Here is a 16584-nt window from a genome sequence, read left to right on the forward strand (position 1 = left end):
GCTATTCGCGCACATAGATAACATGTCCGTCGTCTTCATCATCGTCATCCCAGTCATCATCGTCTTCAGTGATAACTTCGTCGCTGTTCATGACTTCATTGTGATAGTCATCCCACATGAAGTCGACAGACTCTTCTTCAGATTCTGAAATATCCTCTTTAGGTAAGCTCTCCATAAAGTCTGCTAGCTTATAGCAAAGATCTTTTGTACCTTGCTTGTTAATTGCAGAAATTGTGAAATACTCATCTTCCCAACCTAGAGCATCAAGGATCTGATCAATTTTCTCTTGCGCCTCTTCCTCTGGCAAAAGATCAATTTTGTTGAATACCAGCCAGCGCGGCTTACCAGCTAACTTTTCACTATATTGCTCAAGCTCATCGATAATCGTCAGAGCATTTTGCACCGGATCAGATTGATCTATAGGAAGTAAATCGATCATATGAAGAAGCACTCGGCAACGCTCTAAGTGTTTTAAGAATCGAATACCAAGACCTGCACCATCAGCAGCACCTTCTATAAGCCCCGGAATATCAGCAACAACGAAGCTTTTCTCTGCTACGACACTCACCACACCAAGACTTGGAATTAAAGTCGTAAAAGGATAGTCCGCCACTTTCGGTTTCGCTGCGGAAACAGAGCGAATAAAGGTTGATTTACCCGCATTAGGTAAGCCAAGCATACCCACATCTGCTAAGAGTAATAACTCCAAACGAAGCTCGCGAACTTCACCTTTGGTGCCCATGGTTTTTTGCCTTGGCGCACGGTTAACAGAAGACTTAAAGCGCGTGTTGCCTAAGCCGTGCCAACCACCTTTAGCTACCATCAGCTTCTTGCCGTGCGTCGTTACTTCGCCAACGACTTCATTGGTATGAATGTCAACAGCCCTAGTTCCGACTGGCACTCGCAGTACTTTGTCTTTACCACGCTTACCCGTACAGTTACCACCACGGCCATTCTCGCCTCTTTCACCAGCATAGAAGCGCTGGAAACGGTAATCGATAAGGGTATTTAGGTTTTCATCCGCTTCAATATAAACATCGCCGCCATCGCCGCCATCGCCGCCGTCAGGCCCGCCTTTGGTTACGAATTTCTCGCGCCAAAAACTGACCACACCGTTACCGCCATCGCCTGCTTCAACTTTGATTGTCGCTTCATCAACGAACTTCATTTTTCACCCCGCAAATTTCGCGTTGCCATATCACCGATTTCGGCAATATAAATTCTAGCAAATCGAACAACCTTTCGATTTTGTCTTTCTAATAAATAAAAAACCCCGCCATATATGGCAGGGCTTTTGAAATCAGCTTAAAGTCTGTTATTACTCAGCTTCGATGCTAACGAATTTACGGTTTTTAGGACCTTTAACTTCGAATTTTACTTTACCATCAGATAGAGCAAATAAAGTGTGGTCTTTACCGATTCCTACGTTAGTGCCTGCGTGGAACTTAGTACCGCGCTGACGAACAATAATGTTACCAGCTAGTACAGATTCACCACCGAAACGCTTAACACCAAGACGTTTACTTTCTGAATCGCGGCCGTTACGAGTAGAACCGCCAGCTTTTTTGTGTGCCATTGTTAAACTCTCCTAATATAATTAAGCGTTGATGCCAGTGATTTTCACTTCAGTGAACCACTGACGGTGGCCTTGCTGCTTACGAGAGTGCTTACGACGACGGAACTTAACGATTTTAACTTTATCGCCACGACCGTGTTGTACAACTTCAGCAGTTACTTTACCGCCATCAACAAGGGGTGCACCAACAGTGATTTCTTCACCGTTAGCAACAAGTAGAACCTTGTCAAATTCAACTGTTGCGCCAGTTTCAACGTCTAATTTTTCTAAACGAAGAGTTTGACCTTCGCTTACACGGTGTTGTTTACCACCAGATTGGAAAACAGCGTACATATTTTACTCCGCTTTTTCCGCACAGCCTTTGCTTTCAATAGAGCTTTTGGGTGTGCGCTAAACTAATCATCAATAGGGCGCAGATTCTACAGAAACAGTTCTGTGTTGACAAGCCATAAATGAAAAAAATTGGTCGATTGCTAATCACTAAGTATTTTTGCCCCAATGAAGCGCATTAATCATATATTAAACAGCAAGAATTAGTGTATTATTCGCAACCGAATAACTAAAGCATACCTACTCTCAGCCGGATTTATTAATGGATTTTAACGCTATCCAAAAACTTACCGCCGATGATATGGCGCAAGTAAACCAAACAATTCAAAACCAACTTAACTCTGATGTTGCTCTGATTAATCAACTCGGCTTGTATATTGTCAGTGGTGGTGGCAAGCGTTTACGTCCATTATTGGCTGTACTCTCAGCCAAGGCGCTTGGCTATCAAGGCGACCATCATACTACAGCAGCCGCTTTTATTGAATTTATCCATACTGCGACCCTATTGCATGACGACGTCGTCGACGAGTCAGATATGCGTCGAGGCAAAGCAACAGCAAATGCCGCTTTTGGTAACGCAGCTAGCGTACTAGTGGGTGACTTTATCTATACTCGCTCTTTCCAAATGATGACCAAGCTAGGATCTTTAAAGATCTTGGAGCTTATGAGCGATGCAGTTAACATCATCGCCGAAGGTGAAGTTCAGCAACTGATTAATTGCAACGATTCTTCTGTAACAGAAGAAGACTACATGCAGGTCATCTACTCAAAAACAGCCCGGTTATTCGAAGCTGCAACACAAATCGGTGCAATTCTTTGTGATGCGTCAGAAGAGGTGGAAACTGCGTTAAAGAACTACGGCAAATACCTAGGCACAGCATTTCAGCTCATTGATGATGTTATGGACTACACCTCTGACGGCGAAGAGATGGGTAAAAATGTTGGTGATGACCTAGCAGAAGGAAAACCAACGCTTCCTCTTCTTTACGCGATGCAGAAAAGCTCTGGTGAAGATGCGGAACTAATAAAAGAAGCTATAGAGAAAGCCAATGGAATGGATCATTTAGAAAAAATCCTATCCATTATGAGCCAGACAGGCTCTTTACAATATACCCAAGATAAAGCCGTACGAGAAGCAGACAAAGCAATCGCTGAGCTGAATGTTATTCCTGATAGTGACTACAAACAAGCACTGATATCCCTTGCTCACTTGGCCGTTCATAGAACCAAGTAACCTTCGCAACTAAATTGAACAATTACAGATTATCTGTAGATAAAAAAATAGCTGATCACGCGATCAGCTATTTTTAGTTCAGAATGAAATTGCTTTATTTTACAAATTCCACACCAATTTTAATGTCGCCATTTAGCGTTTCTAGCATGTTATCTAGTGCAGATTTTTCGTAAGCGCTAAGCGCTCCGTAGCTTAAAATCTCTTCAACACCATTTTTGCCAAGCTTGATTGGCTGAGCAAAAAATGGAGCGTGCTCGCCGTCACCTTCAACGTATGCACACTCAACAACATTCGCTTCACCTTGCATTGCTTTAACTAAAGAAAGGCCGAAACGACACGCGGCTTGTCCCATAGATAGAGTCGCACTACCGCCACCAGCTTTTGCTTCTACAACTTCTGTACCTGCGTTTTGAATACGCTTGGTTAGAGCTTCGATTTCTTCTTGAGAGAAATCGACACCATCAACTTGAGAAAGCAGTGGCAAAATTGTCACACCGGAGTGACCACCAATAACAGGTACATCCACTTCTGCTGGGTTCTTGCCTTTTAGCTCAGCAACGAAAGTTTCTGAACGGATAACATCAAGAGTTGTGACACCAAAAAGCTTACGCTTGTCATAAACGCCCGCTTTTTTAAGTACCTCTGCTGCAATTGGCACAGTGGTGTTTACTGGGTTAGTAATAATACCTATACAAGCGGTTGGGCAAACAACGGCAATCTTTTCAGCAAGAGATTTCACGATACCAGCGTTAACATTAAAAAGATCCGCTCGATCCATTCCAGGTTTACGAGCTACACCTGCAGAAATTAGTACGATATCTGCACCTTCAAGTGCAGGGGTTGGATCTTCACCAGCGTAGCCTTTGATCGAAACTGGCGTTGGGATATGACTAAGATCTGCTGCAACTCCAGGCGTTACAGGAGCAATATCATATAAAGCAAGATCAGAACCTGCTGGTAAGTGGTTTTTTAGTAAAAGAGCTAAAGCTTGACCGATGCCACCAGCGGCACCAACAACGGCTACTTTCATTGTTTTCTCCTTGGGATGAGATCTTATTTTAATCTTTGGGTATGAGGTTAGGGTCTATCGACCAGACGAATTATAGCAAGAATTCTTTGACTACAATCAAATAAACATCAGCTTTGCGACGTCACGCATTGAGGATTTTTCACACAATTAGAAAAATTTACGCTTACCATTACAAATGCTTTAGAATCAATTAATTAATAAAAACATCAGCTGTAATGATAATTGAACTATTCTCAGAAAAGCTTTAATTTTTGTCATTATGGCTATATTCAAAGAGGTATGCGAAAATATTCACTGTAACGATAGTTAAATAACGAAAGAAACAAAATCATGCGCAATTCAGAAAAACAAGAAAACTTAGTTCGCGCTTTCAAAGCCCTACTAAAAGAGGAAAGATTCGGCTCGCAAAGCGATATCGTTGAATCACTGAAGCAGGAAGGCTTCGATAACATCAACCAGTCCAAAGTATCCCGAATGTTGACCAAGTTTGGTGCGGTAAGAACACGCAATGCCAAAATGGAAATGGTTTATTGTTTACCAGCAGAGCTTGGCGTCCCTACAGCATCGAGTTCTCTAAAAGAGCTAGTACTTGGTATCGATAGAAACAGTGCGTTAATTGTTATTCACACAGGCCCTGGTGCGGCTCAACTCATTGCTCGCCTGCTGGATTCATTAGGTAAATCTGAAGGTATCTTAGGTGTCGTTGCTGGTGATGACACAATTTTTATTACCCCAACTATGGATGTGACGACAGAGCAAGTGTTCCTATCTGTATGTGAACTGTTTGAATATACTGGCTAACTGTTAGACGTATTATATTTCTATCTATTGTGGCGCAGAGATACTGCGCCATTTTTATGCGTTCAAATGCTTATTATCAAATAACAAAATGAACATTTCTCCTCTTCTATGTGTGGTTTTTGTATACACTTTAATGTAGCGACTCGAGCGGTATCAGGGAAATATGCTCATGAAGAAGCAATTGCTATTTGTGGTCTCACTTTTCACCACAGCGCTAACCTTACAAACTAGCTACGCCCAACAGTTTATTACTATTGGTACAGGCTCTGTCACTGGTGTCTACTATCCAGCAGGTGGTGCCATTTGTAAGCTCGTCAATCAAGGAAGAAAACAACACAATACTCGCTGCTCTGTTGAATCGACTGGCGGTTCAATTTACAACGTCAATTCTATCCGTGATAAAGAGCTCGACTTCGGTATTGTGCAATCCGATTGGCAATACCATGGCTATAACGGCACGAGTAAGTTTTCTGAGCAAGGCCCATACAAAAAGCTGCGCGCATTATTTTCCCTGCATACAGAAGTTTTTAACCTAATTGCCCAATCCAATGCTTCAATACAATTGCTATCAGATATCAAAGGCTCTCGGGTCGATATCGGCAACCCCGGCTCAGGAGATCGTGCCACTATGGGAGTAGTAATGGATGTGATGGGCTGGACCAACGAAAGCTTCAAGCAACCCAGTGAACTGACTGGCGCTGAACGTTCCCAAGCACTGTGCAACAATAGCATCGATGCGTTTGTCTACATGGTAGGTCATCCGAATGGACCTATAAAAGAAGCGTTTACCTCCTGTGATGCAAAACTAGTCCCTGTCACTGGGCCACAAATTGATAAAATTGTTGCCGATAACCCCTACTATGCCTACAGCACTATCCCTGCTGGTATGTATTCAGCCACACAGCCTGATACGCAAAGCTTTGGTGTTGTCGCCACACTGGTTACCAGTACCAACACGTCAAATGAGATCGCTTACATAGTCACAAAAGCAGTCTTTGAAAACTTTGACACCTTTGTCCGCATGCACCCAGCTTTATCCAACCTCAAAAAAGAGCAGATGATCTCAGCAGGCCTTACAATTCCTCTCCATCCGGGCGCGAAAAAATACTACCGTGAAATCGGCTTAATCAAATAAAGAACGTATACATTTGTCATATTTGATTCCAACAAGTGGCTTTTATGTTGTCGATCAATGATCAAAGCGTTGAAAATGACTAACGTTATCGCAAATTTTGTTAATTAGCTTTGGACTGCTTCGTGCGTCCACTCTACTGGTTCGATCGGTAGCTAATTACCCTGTCAGTGAACGAGTTAAAATGAAAGAATTTAAAAAGCCAATATTGATATTATTGGCCGTAGTCCTAGTGAGTGCGCTACTGATCTATTCCGCAATTCCTGCTGAATCTAAGCTTGTTATATTTTGCTTGTTGGCCTTTTCGCTTGGCTTACGCCATGGATTAGACGCCGACCATATTGCAGCTATTGATAACGTAACGCGAAAAATGGTGGCAAAGAAACAAAACAGCTACACAGTAGGAATATATTTCGCTCTTGGTCACTCGAGTGTCGTCTTTCTCATGACACTGATGATAGTACTAGGAGTATTAACCTTCCAAGGCAACGCAACACTGAACAATATTGGCGCTGCAATCGGCACGACTATGTCTATCGGCTTTTTAATCGTTACTGGCGTGCTCAATAGCCGTATTTTCTTAAATACCTATAAAAGCAATTCAGGTGATGAAGCACCGACAGGTCTGCTCTTCAAGCTTTTTCATCGACTATTCGACAAAGTTACCAACCCTAAATATATGTACATTGTTGGTTTTCTATTTGGTTTGGGCTTTGACACTGCAACTGAGATAGCATTGCTTAGCATGGCCGCCACTCAGGCGATGAACGGTTTGGCCATCTACTTTATTCTACTACTGCCAATATCTTTTGCTTTAGGAATGGTACTAACTGATGCTTTAGATAGCTGGATGCAGCTTCACTTATGTAAATGGTCAACGCTCAATTCAGATAATCGTCGCCGATACAATTTATGGATCACCGCTTTTTCTGTCATCGTAGCGTTTAGTATTGCTGGAATGGAAATACTGTCTTTATTCAATGATCAGACAGCATTAGTCCAATATTTCGATTCAAACTCTGAGATTATCGGTGTCTTTATTGTCGCAATATTTGCTGGTAGCTGGCTTCTTGTTACCTCCAAGGGCAAAGGCAAACTATCAGTCAAATCAACTTAAATCAGGCTTGAAAGCGAGCTAAATAGTGTTTGAGTGGCTTACGCACAATGAGTCACTCAATGCTATAACCTGACTGCAGATTTGGCCATCAAGCTCAACGACCAAGTCATAGAGATCTTTGGGGTTCTGGTTCTCTAAATCACTGTATATCGGCGCTTCTACCTGAAATATTGCTTTAACATGATTGTCTCGAACGTCCAATGGCAATTGATAGGTCATGCCGTCAAACTTAACTGAAGCAGATACTAAGCCAGGGCTAACAGTAGAATAGAAAACGTTGACGATAAGCTCACAACCTCCACCGTAATGCCATACTTGCTCTGTCTCTACCTTCTCCAACCTAACATTGCTTATCCCCTGCAAACGTGGTGCATGAGAAATGGCTGATTTTGAGTGTTCTTGCTTATTGTTAGCCGTGATAGCTAAATCTTCATCACCTAAATAATCAGCATCGGGCTCGATAAGCAGTAATTCAATTCGGTTTTTCCCCGAGTTGAGTAGCGAACGGATCTCTCGCTGATAGACTTGCTGCGCACCATCGCAATCGAAAACAGCAATGCCATTAACTCGAACCTCAGCAAATCGCTCAATGCCTTCGACAACCAAGTCAATGGCAGGGCATTTTAACAAGTCTTCTTCAAGATAACAGTCATGAGAAAGATACCATTCTTGCTGCTCTATTTGCTGTTGTGAAACACTGCTTGGCAATGCTGAACAGATAGCATTCGGAAGAGTGAGGTTACCTTGGGGGAGAGACGGGTCAGTTAGAGAAGAAAGGTGCCAGTTATCACTTAAGATTATTTGCATGTTGAACCTGAAAAGCTAAAAACTTGATGTAGAAGGCAGCAAGCTCGACAAGCAAGCCACCTTACAATCTATGGCTTATTCTTCGATGTAATCTTCGTCTTCGTAAGCGGCGTCTTCACCTTCGTAAAAAGTGCCCCACCCATCGTAGATAATGTCATGCTTTTCAGCTAGTTCTACTAGCTTTCGTACTTGCTCACCGATAATGTTTTCATCCAGTGGTGACTGCATCGTCGCATCAACACAAAATAGCTTATTGCCATCTTCATCTTCTGTCTCTTCTGCTTCTAGCACTTCGAATCCCATCTTAAAAGCGTCAATGACTGCTTTTTCTAAAGTGTCGAAGTCTTCGGAGAAAAGGTGATGTTCGATATCGTAGACCGCATCGGGTTCACTACCATCTTCCAATAGTGCTTGGATAATGTCTCGGGTATCTTCTTTTTGAATTTCAATCAGTTCTTCTACTGATAGATAGTCTTCTTGAGACATAGCATTTCTCCAATGTTGTTTCCCATAATGCTAGGGTCTGTAATTTGCAAAGTTTTCTAAATTAGGTCAATTGACCTCAAGCCACGCAATATCGCACGGTTAGCGGCGAAATGCCATTACTATCTGACAACTACCTCCGACTTTATGTATACAGCATGAAACTTACTGAACTTAAGGCTCTACAAGTTTGACTCACCTTGATTTAGAACTTTATAAATTGATAAGTGTAATCGTGAAAACACGCAAACTAGAATAAATATCTGCTAGTTGACGATAAAAGCAGCACAGAGAAAAACGCATAAAATTACAACAGCAACTCATTTTCGTAACACAAAGTGCATATTATCGCATTTAATGTGCAATCTAAGTCATCCAATCACGAGACTAGTGTGCGAATAACAACGCATCGATTTATCTTCTATCATTTAGTTATATATACCAAAAAAAGCACATTATTAACCATTTGGTAACATGTATGACTAATAATCAAATATTTACAGTATTTGCTATGATTGTAATGGCTTGCATATCTTTCACAATCTTGTCATATATAAGAGTAGGTATAAAAGTAAGGAAGCAATATGAGTAAGTTGTATGTCGGCTCTGAGGTAGGACAACTAAGACGAGTACTATTAAATCGTCCCGAACGAGCACTCACCCACCTCACACCATCTAATTGTCATGAGTTGTTGTTTGATGATGTTCTTGCGGTGGAAGCGGCAGGAAAAGAGCACGATGTGTTTGCCAATACCTTAACGCAGCAAGGTGTGGAAGTCCTTCTTTTGCACGATCTATTTGTCGAAACGTTGGAAGTTCCGGAAGCAAGACAATGGCTGCTGAATACACAAATTTCAGATTTTCGATATGGGCCAACATTCGCCAACGACCTGCGCCACTATCTTTCTGAAATGGATAACGAACATCTGGCAACCGTTTTACTAGGCGGCCTTGCCTATTCCGAATTGCCAATTCGTTCTTCATCGATGTTACCGAAGATGCATCGTCCATTAGATTTTGTCATCGAGCCTCTTCCAAACCATTTATTTACCCGTGACACATCTTGCTGGGTATACGGTGGCGTATCATTAAACCCGATGATGAAACCTGCTCGTCAAAGAGAAACCAACCATCTGAGAGCTATTTACCGCTGGCACCCAGTATTTGCTAACCAAGATTTTATTAAGTACTTTGGTAATGAAGATCTTCACTACGACAATGCCAACATTGAAGGTGGAGATGTTTTGGTAATAGGTAAAGAAGCAGTACTGATCGGTATTTCAGAACGTACGAAACCACAGGGCGTTGAAAACCTAGCGGCAAGCCTATTTAAGCATGGCCAAGCGAAGCAAGTGATCGCAATTGATCTGCCTAAACACCGCTCATGCATGCACTTAGATACTGTCATGACACATATGGATGTGGATACATTCTCTGTCTATCCAGAGATTATGCGTAAAGATCTCGATACGTGGCGACTAACACCAAAACAAGATGGCGGTATGCATGTCGAAAAAGTACCGAGCTACATTCACGCGATAGAACAGGCTTTAGGCCTAGATCAACTGAAGATCATCACAACAGGTGGTGACAACTACGAAGCAGAGCGTGAGCAGTGGAATGACGCAAACAATGTCTTAACTGTGAAGCCTGGTGTGGTTATTGGCTATGAACGAAACGTTTATACCAATGAAAAATATGATAAAGCTGGCATTACCGTTCTCACCATTCCTGGCAATGAACTTGGCCGAGGCCGAGGCGGTGCTCGTTGTATGAGTTGCCCGCTGGAAAGAGATGGAATTTGATATTCACTAGCTACAATATCTCACAAAAAATGGTGACCATAAGAGTCACCATTTTTTATTCTCATACACAGACTGATTAGCGAAAACTTAATCGGTACCGCCAACCGTGATTGAGTCTAGTTTCAACGTCGGCTGACCTACGCCAACTGGCACACTTTGCCCTGCTTTACCACACACACCGACACCTCTATCAATACTGAGATCATTACCCACCATAGAGACTTGCTGCATAGCTTCAATACCCGAGCCTATTAGCGTCGCTCCCTTAACTGGCTGAGTAACTTTGCCATCTTCAATTAAGTAGGCTTCTGATGTTGAGAATACAAATTTTCCAGAGGTAATATCAACTTGACCGCCACCAAAGTTAGGAGCATATAATCCTTTCTTAACTGTAGATATGATTTCTTCTGGAGTGTGCTCACCTGGCAGCATGTAAGTATTAGTCATTCTCGGCATAGGCAAATGTGCATAAGACTCTCGGCGACCATTACCGGTTGGATTTACACCCATTAGACGAGCATTTAACTTGTCTTGCATGTACCCCTTAAGAACGCCCTTTTCGACTAACACATTATATTGGCCCGCGACACCTTCATCATCGACATTCACAGAGCCACGCAAATCTTTAAGCGTGCCGTCATCCACGATAGTACATAGGTCTGAAGTAACACTCTGGCCGATTTTTCCAGAAAACACAGAAGACTCTTTACGGTTGAAGTCACTCTCTAGACCATGACCTACTGCTTCATGAAGCAACACACCCGGCCAACCTGAACCAAGAATCACCGGCATCGTACCTGCAGGCGCTGCCACCGCTTCCAAATTCACTAGTGCTTGGCGAATTGCTTCATCAGCAAATTGATACGCAACTGTGCTCCCTTCACTGTCACTTAAAAAGTAGTCATAACCAAAACGACCACCACCACCAGCACTGCCGCGCTCACGTCTATCACCTTTTTGTAGCAATACACTGATCGACAAACGAACCAATGGACGAATATCGCCAGCAAAGGTTCCATCTGTCGCTGCGACGAGCATTTGTTCATGTACGGCAGTCAAGCTTACCGATACTTCTTGCACGAGCGGTTCTTTGGTTCTGATATAGGCATCTAGCTGTTTAAGCAACTCTGTCTTTTGCTCTTTTTCCCAGCTTGATAAAGGGTTGATAGATTGATAATACTCAGGCTTTTCATTGCGTTTAAAAGCTTGAACAGTACCGCTTTGGCCTTGTTTTGCAATCCCTCTTGCTGCAATAGCACTTTGTTTCAAGCCATCTAACTGAATCTGATCGGAATAAGCAAATCCGGTTTTTTCACCGGCGACGGCTCTAACACCTACACCACGATCTATATTGAAAGAGCCATCTTTAATAATGCTATCTTCTAGCACTAAGGATTCATGCCAGCTAGATTGAAAATAAATATCGGCATAATCGATTTGCCGAGTTGCGATACTTTCCAACGTGTCTGCAATATCTTGTTCTGTCAAACCCGCAGGCTTGAGTAACGCATCTTCAACGCTATTTGTAGTCATATTATGCTCTTATTTTTCAATAAATTGGTGTCCAAAGCGGCTATGGCTGCGAATTGGCATCTTACTTCGAACTTGCTCAATCAAGCTTAAATCTATGTCCGCAACCACACTCTCTGGCTTTTGATCTAAATGGACGACGATCTCCCCCCACGGGTTGATCACCATAGAATGCCCCCAAGTGCTTCGTCCACCGCTATGTTTACCTGCTTGATTTGCTGCAATAACCCAACATTGGGTTTCAATTGCTCTAGCACGAAGGAGTACTTCCCAGTGAGCTTTTCCAGTCACTTCGGTAAATGCAGCAGGCACCAGTATAATCTGAGCACCTTTATTTGTTAGCTCTGAATAAAGGTGTGGAAAGCGTAAATCATAACAGATTGTTAACCCTAAATAACCTACTGGGGACTCAACAGTAACAATCTGTGCACCCGGTGTGAAAATATCTGACTCACGATAACGCTGATGCTGGTCAGCAACATCCACATCAAACATGTGTAGTTTATTGTATGATGAAGCCAGCTCTCCACGATCATTAAACACCAACATGGTGGTGAATACACCGTTGTCGTGAAGAATAGGGAAACTACCAATGATCAACCAGACACTATGCTCCTTAGCAAGGTTCGCAAGCTGGTTCTGGACTCGCCCCTCTCCTAGCTTCTCTGCCGCATCGTGGTACTCCTGCTTACTACCAAAAACCAATGAGTTTTCAGGTGTCAATATCAGCTTTGCGCCTTGCGCAGCCAACTGTTCAACTTGGGCTTTGATGTAAGCCAAGTTGTCTGATAGCAGAGGCCCAGAAGTCATCTGAACCAATCCAATACGAGCCATTTGCATCCCTCTTATTTCAGCTCATCACGCAGTTTTTCAGGTAATTTAAACTCGCCTTTACTGCGCGAGATTTCCGTTACTTTCGGGTTATCTAAAGGGCCTTTCACTTCATAATTAACTTGAGTGAATACTTCAACCACTGGCGAGATTACGGTTGTAACTGCCAACACGTACAAAGCAGTAACAGGTGTGACAGCAAAAGCACTCAGTACTGGAATCCCCGATGTCATGTCCGGGGTAAAATTCACTTCGGCATCGACCATCTGAGTATTTAGGTTTGCAACACCTTTAATTTTCATCAGCCCTGCTACCGCATCCATTTTGATGTCATTAGTAACAAAGACTCCATCCTTGATTTTTCCTGTCCCAGTGATTGAATTGAAGGCCATTCCTTTATCAAACACGCCAGTAAAATCCAGCTGCATCTTGCGGATTATGGAATCCAAGCTAAATAAACCGAGCAAATTCGCAGCTCCGCTAACATTCGGAATCACACCTTTACCTAGCTTGGTGTTCACTGTGCCATTTAAGGTATCAAGCTGCATCGACCAAGGCGCACCATCCCACTCTAAAGTCGAAGTAATATCGAATGGTGCTTTTTGAATACCTGAAGTGATACCAAACCGTTGCATCAGATCGCTGTTATTCTTCCCTTTGACAGTAATATCAAACTTCGTTTTGCTTGTATCACCATTTAGTATCCAATAGCCATCAGCATCAACATGGTTGGTACCACTAGATACAGATAGCTTTGTCCATTCTATCTTGTCATTTTTACGCACTAAATTAAGGTGCAACTGTCCAACTCGATACCCTTGGAACCAGAAGTCTTTAATGGCAAGGGTTATATTCGGTACCGATTTGTGGAACTCACGGTCGAAGCTTGAAATAAGCGGTTGTTCTTTACCGCTTGCTGTCTCAAATAAGCTTTTCGTTTTCTTCCTCTCACTATCATCTAAACTCGGCACATAAATCTGTAAGCGGTCTAGAGAAACGCTCAAGTCGTAAGGGTCGATATAATTTGCGTCCCCTTCAGCCTCCAAACTATCTAGGTTCATATACCAACCCAATGCTTTCCTCTTCGCGCTAAACTTAACGTCATGCCACTCGAGAGTCGCAAACGTCAGGTTTTGCACATCAAGAGTGACTTTTTGCGGTGTTGGTATCTCGATTGCTCCCATAGTACTTGTAGAGCTATTCGTCCCAGTTGTACTGTCTGAGTGGCTAGGAAAGAGTATTGGCTGCCATTTATCTAGATCAAACTTATCAGTACGCACGACAACACTATTTCCAACCACTGGGCTGACTTTAAAGTTGCCGTTACCCACTACCACATAGTTGGCCTTGAGCACAGGTACGTCTTTACGAATATCTATCTCTGTTTGATATTTTAGGTTGGGAATAGCAAGCCTTGCACTAATAGACTCTTGGTTTCCAGACACTTGTAGCTTGGCTTTCTCTTCGACACCACTTGCTTTGGTAAGTGGGTACGGATACTGACTCGCAACAGTTTTTAGATCTGCTTCTCCATTGATCTGATAGGTAAATCCAGTATCTTTGAGCTGAATATCTACTTGAGTGTACCATGGTGCCCTACCTGATAAACGGCTGGTCCAACGCTTACCGACATAAGGTGTTAAAGGCTTAACTTGCCAGTTTCCATCAAGATGGATTTTAACATCATAAGCTTTGCTGCCGTTCTCACCACTAAAATTGAGTTTGATGGGTTGATCGAGCAAATTCGCTGTCAATTGCTTAGAATCGACCACATCATCATCAAAGTTTATCCTGCCAGACACCGACGTTAAATCCATAGCAGGTGTTTTCACGTGAACGCGATTGTCTTTCAGATCAGCATAACCCCACACGTGAGGCTGATTGCCATTGAGTGGAATGTCGAGCTGGAAATCGGACTTCACAGGGCCATTGATTTGAATCGTTGTAAGAGCTGCACCTACAGAGTCCACCAATGGAGTTGCTGTCATATAATCGCGGACAGCGTTTCCTTGCCCTTCAACCTTTGCTTGTAATTTAAGATGACCGTCAGCAGTTAATTGAGGGATCTCCCCTTTGATAGACAGTGCTTTAACACCTTTTAAATCAGCCTGTTTTGAGTCCAAATACAGCGATTCATTTTGAAATAGCAAATCTAACTGCAAGTCGCTGATCGCTGGCCATTTTGTGTCAAAACTAAATTTGCCATCTCTAAGCTTTACTGATGCTTGAAAGATTCCGTCGTGTTTGGTGTACGGGAAATCTGAGAGCCTTCCGTACCATAATAATTGAGCATTGTTTACTTTACCGGCTTGGATTGCCGCTGACAGATAGTCTGTTAAGCCCTGACCTAAAGCTAAGGTTGGTAAGTAACGCCAAGTTTCCCCAGCATTTTTTAAGCTAGCTTCAGTATAAAAAGACAGGAAAGGGCTTTGGTCATTTGGCACGTCCAACTTAAACTCACCGACAACACTCATATCTGGAGTTTTAACATTCACATCATCGGACCATAGAGACCAACCGTTCGACTCTTTCTGCCAAACAATTTGAACCTTGCCTTTTTTGATATTTAGAGGAGCCTGAAATACATCGCCATAAGGAAGCTCATCGTTTTCCAAACTAGCATTCACAACTGCTTGATTGGCATTTCCTGAGATATTTGCTTCGAGATGATGCGTTTCGGGCAGCAAATACCATTGAGACATACTGCCATTGGTTAGTGAAGCTGAGTATTTAAGTGACTGGAGAGACTCTCCCATAGAGACTCGAATATCACGAAGCACACCACCCGGTTTGAGCTTATCGAGTAAGGAAGTAGTAGATTTAAAGCTAGGTGCTAACCTAAACAATGGCGTCACTGTAGAAATATCAAGTTGAGAGACATTGAGGCGCCATTGTTTTGGCTGCCAATCAAATGCCACCTCTAGGTTTGGCCATTTCTTATGATTGGTTTCAATATCTAGCGACTGACCAATCACTTTCCATCCTTCGCCCTCAGGTGAAAGATTGAACACACCTGTTTTAACTGTTAGCTGATGATTTTTATCCCCTTTCCAAGTCAATTCAGAAGGCTCTAGCTTCACCAAAGCTTCTACAGGCTGGCTGTTTTTTAAAGTCAGCCAACTCTTAAAACTGACCTCGCCTTTTTCAATACCTGTTTCTAGTTTCAGGTGCTTAGTCAACCATGGGGCGACGAGAACATTATGTGCTGATACATAGAACTCACCAGAAACATTTCTTAGAGAACCATGATCAACAAAGTTAGCATTAACGTGGAGTGAGTTAATTTTCGCATCAGTAATACTCACAACGCCCTGAAAACGATGATGACGGCCTTGGTTTTTCCAACGTAACGTATCGATATTGAGCTTTCTTGTTCCACCATCCAAAGACTGATAATAAACATTAGAATTTTTTAGACTAAAGCCATCAAACTGACGCAACATTAGCTTATCAACTGTGTTTAAAAAGTCTTGGTCTTCAGTGTGGTTATCTTGTGTTGAAGTACTATCTGGTGAGTTCAAATTAATGGTACGGATATCCAAGTCCAAACCATTCACCCGAAGATCGGCCACTATTGGCTGCATTTTGAGAATTGACTGCCAAAAATCAATTTCTACATCGATCTCATCGGCCGATAATTTTACTTTACTGCCATCAGGCAACTGTGCGGAAAAATCCTGCAAGGAAATATATGGGTGTAAGTTGTCCCAATACCCACTGATGTTTTGGGCATGAAATTGTAGCCCAGTGGCTTCATTTAGCCACCGGGCTATATCATTTTGAAAATAATCTAGATGAGGCAGCAAGACACGAAAGCTAGTGACCAAAATAGCGAACAGAGTCAGTACACTGGCAAGAGACCAAAGAAAATAGCGCCAGAGACGCCTAAAAGTGCCTTTCACTAACCA

General features: G+C 42.6%; 14 protein-coding genes. 5 read left to right on the top strand and 9 right to left on the bottom strand.

Annotated features, from left to right (window positions below):
* Position 1: 1 nt before the first annotated feature.
* From cgtA to rplU, 3 genes are all read right to left on the bottom strand, one after another.
* Positions 2-1168, bottom strand: coding sequence for an Obg family GTPase CgtA (gene cgtA, locus L7A31_RS17675; RefSeq protein ID WP_237363080.1), 1167 nt, complete (start codon positions 1166-1168; stop codon positions 2-4).
* Between the two features lie 150 nt (positions 1169-1318).
* Positions 1319-1576, bottom strand: a complete 258-nt coding sequence (gene rpmA / locus L7A31_RS17680; protein ID WP_014205843.1) for a 50S ribosomal protein L27 — start codon at positions 1574-1576, stop codon at positions 1319-1321.
* Positions 1577-1597: 21 nt separating this feature from the next.
* On the bottom strand, positions 1598-1909 hold the full coding sequence (gene rplU, locus L7A31_RS17685; protein ID WP_237363081.1) for a 50S ribosomal protein L21: 312 nt from the start codon (positions 1907-1909) through the stop codon (positions 1598-1600).
* Between the two features lie 259 nt (positions 1910-2168).
* Between rplU and ispB the strand changes: the two genes are divergently transcribed.
* The gene (gene ispB / locus L7A31_RS17690) at positions 2169-3140 is read left to right on the top strand and encodes an octaprenyl diphosphate synthase (RefSeq protein ID WP_237363082.1); all 972 of its coding nucleotides are present in this window, start codon (positions 2169-2171) and stop codon (positions 3138-3140) included.
* Between the two features lie 94 nt (positions 3141-3234).
* On the opposite strand, the gene mdh is transcribed toward ispB, so the two are convergent.
* The gene (gene mdh, locus L7A31_RS17695; RefSeq protein ID WP_237363083.1) at positions 3235-4170 is read right to left on the bottom strand and encodes a malate dehydrogenase; all 936 of its coding nucleotides are present in this window, start codon (positions 4168-4170) and stop codon (positions 3235-3237) included.
* A gap of 330 nt (positions 4171-4500) precedes the next feature.
* On the opposite strand from mdh, the gene argR reads away from it, so the two are divergent.
* The 3 genes from argR (at position 4501) to L7A31_RS17710 (ending at position 7220) form a co-directional block, all read left to right on the top strand.
* Positions 4501-4971 (top strand): transcriptional regulator ArgR, encoded by a 471-nt coding sequence (argR, locus tag L7A31_RS17700; protein ID WP_237363084.1) that lies wholly within the window; start codon positions 4501-4503, stop codon positions 4969-4971.
* A 169-nt stretch (positions 4972-5140) separates the two neighbouring features.
* Complete coding sequence (locus L7A31_RS17705) at positions 5141-6106, top strand: TAXI family TRAP transporter solute-binding subunit (protein ID WP_435532905.1); 966 nt, start codon at positions 5141-5143, stop codon at positions 6104-6106.
* 181 nt (positions 6107-6287) lie between these two features.
* On the top strand, positions 6288-7220 hold the full coding sequence (locus tag L7A31_RS17710) for a HoxN/HupN/NixA family nickel/cobalt transporter (RefSeq protein ID WP_237363086.1): 933 nt from the start codon (positions 6288-6290) through the stop codon (positions 7218-7220).
* 18 nt (positions 7221-7238) lie between these two features.
* Here the strand turns inward: L7A31_RS17710 and L7A31_RS17715 are convergent, their stop codons facing one another.
* The gene (locus tag L7A31_RS17715) at positions 7239-8027 is read right to left on the bottom strand and encodes a glycosyl hydrolase 2 galactose-binding domain-containing protein (RefSeq protein WP_237363087.1); all 789 of its coding nucleotides are present in this window, start codon (positions 8025-8027) and stop codon (positions 7239-7241) included.
* Between the two features lie 75 nt (positions 8028-8102).
* On the bottom strand, positions 8103-8513 hold the full coding sequence (gene rraB / locus L7A31_RS17720; RefSeq protein ID WP_237363088.1) for a ribonuclease E inhibitor RraB: 411 nt from the start codon (positions 8511-8513) through the stop codon (positions 8103-8105).
* 581 nt (positions 8514-9094) lie between these two features.
* Between rraB and arcA the strand changes: the two genes are divergently transcribed.
* Positions 9095-10315 carry an arginine deiminase gene (arcA, locus tag L7A31_RS17725; protein ID WP_237363089.1) on the top strand — a complete coding sequence of 407 codons (1221 nt, stop codon included), beginning with the start codon at positions 9095-9097 and terminating at the stop codon, positions 10313-10315.
* An 87-nt stretch (positions 10316-10402) separates the two neighbouring features.
* On the opposite strand, the gene tldD is transcribed toward arcA, so the two are convergent.
* The 3 genes from tldD to L7A31_RS17740 are packed head-to-tail and all read right to left on the bottom strand — an operon-like array spanning position 10403 to position 16578.
* Complete coding sequence (gene tldD, locus L7A31_RS17730; protein WP_237363090.1) at positions 10403-11848, bottom strand: metalloprotease TldD; 1446 nt, start codon at positions 11846-11848, stop codon at positions 10403-10405.
* Positions 11849-11857: 9 nt separating this feature from the next.
* A complete protein-coding gene (locus L7A31_RS17735) occupies positions 11858-12679 on the bottom strand; it encodes a carbon-nitrogen hydrolase family protein (protein WP_237363091.1) in 822 nt (273 codons plus the stop codon).
* A gap of 11 nt (positions 12680-12690) precedes the next feature.
* The gene (locus tag L7A31_RS17740; RefSeq protein ID WP_237363092.1) at positions 12691-16578 is read right to left on the bottom strand and encodes a YhdP family protein; all 3888 of its coding nucleotides are present in this window, start codon (positions 16576-16578) and stop codon (positions 12691-12693) included.
* Positions 16579-16584: the final 6 nt, after the last annotated feature.

Origin of the sequence: Vibrio marisflavi CECT 7928 (genome assembly GCF_921294215.1) — a bacterium.
Classification (GTDB): domain Bacteria; phylum Pseudomonadota; class Gammaproteobacteria; order Enterobacterales; family Vibrionaceae; genus Vibrio; species Vibrio marisflavi.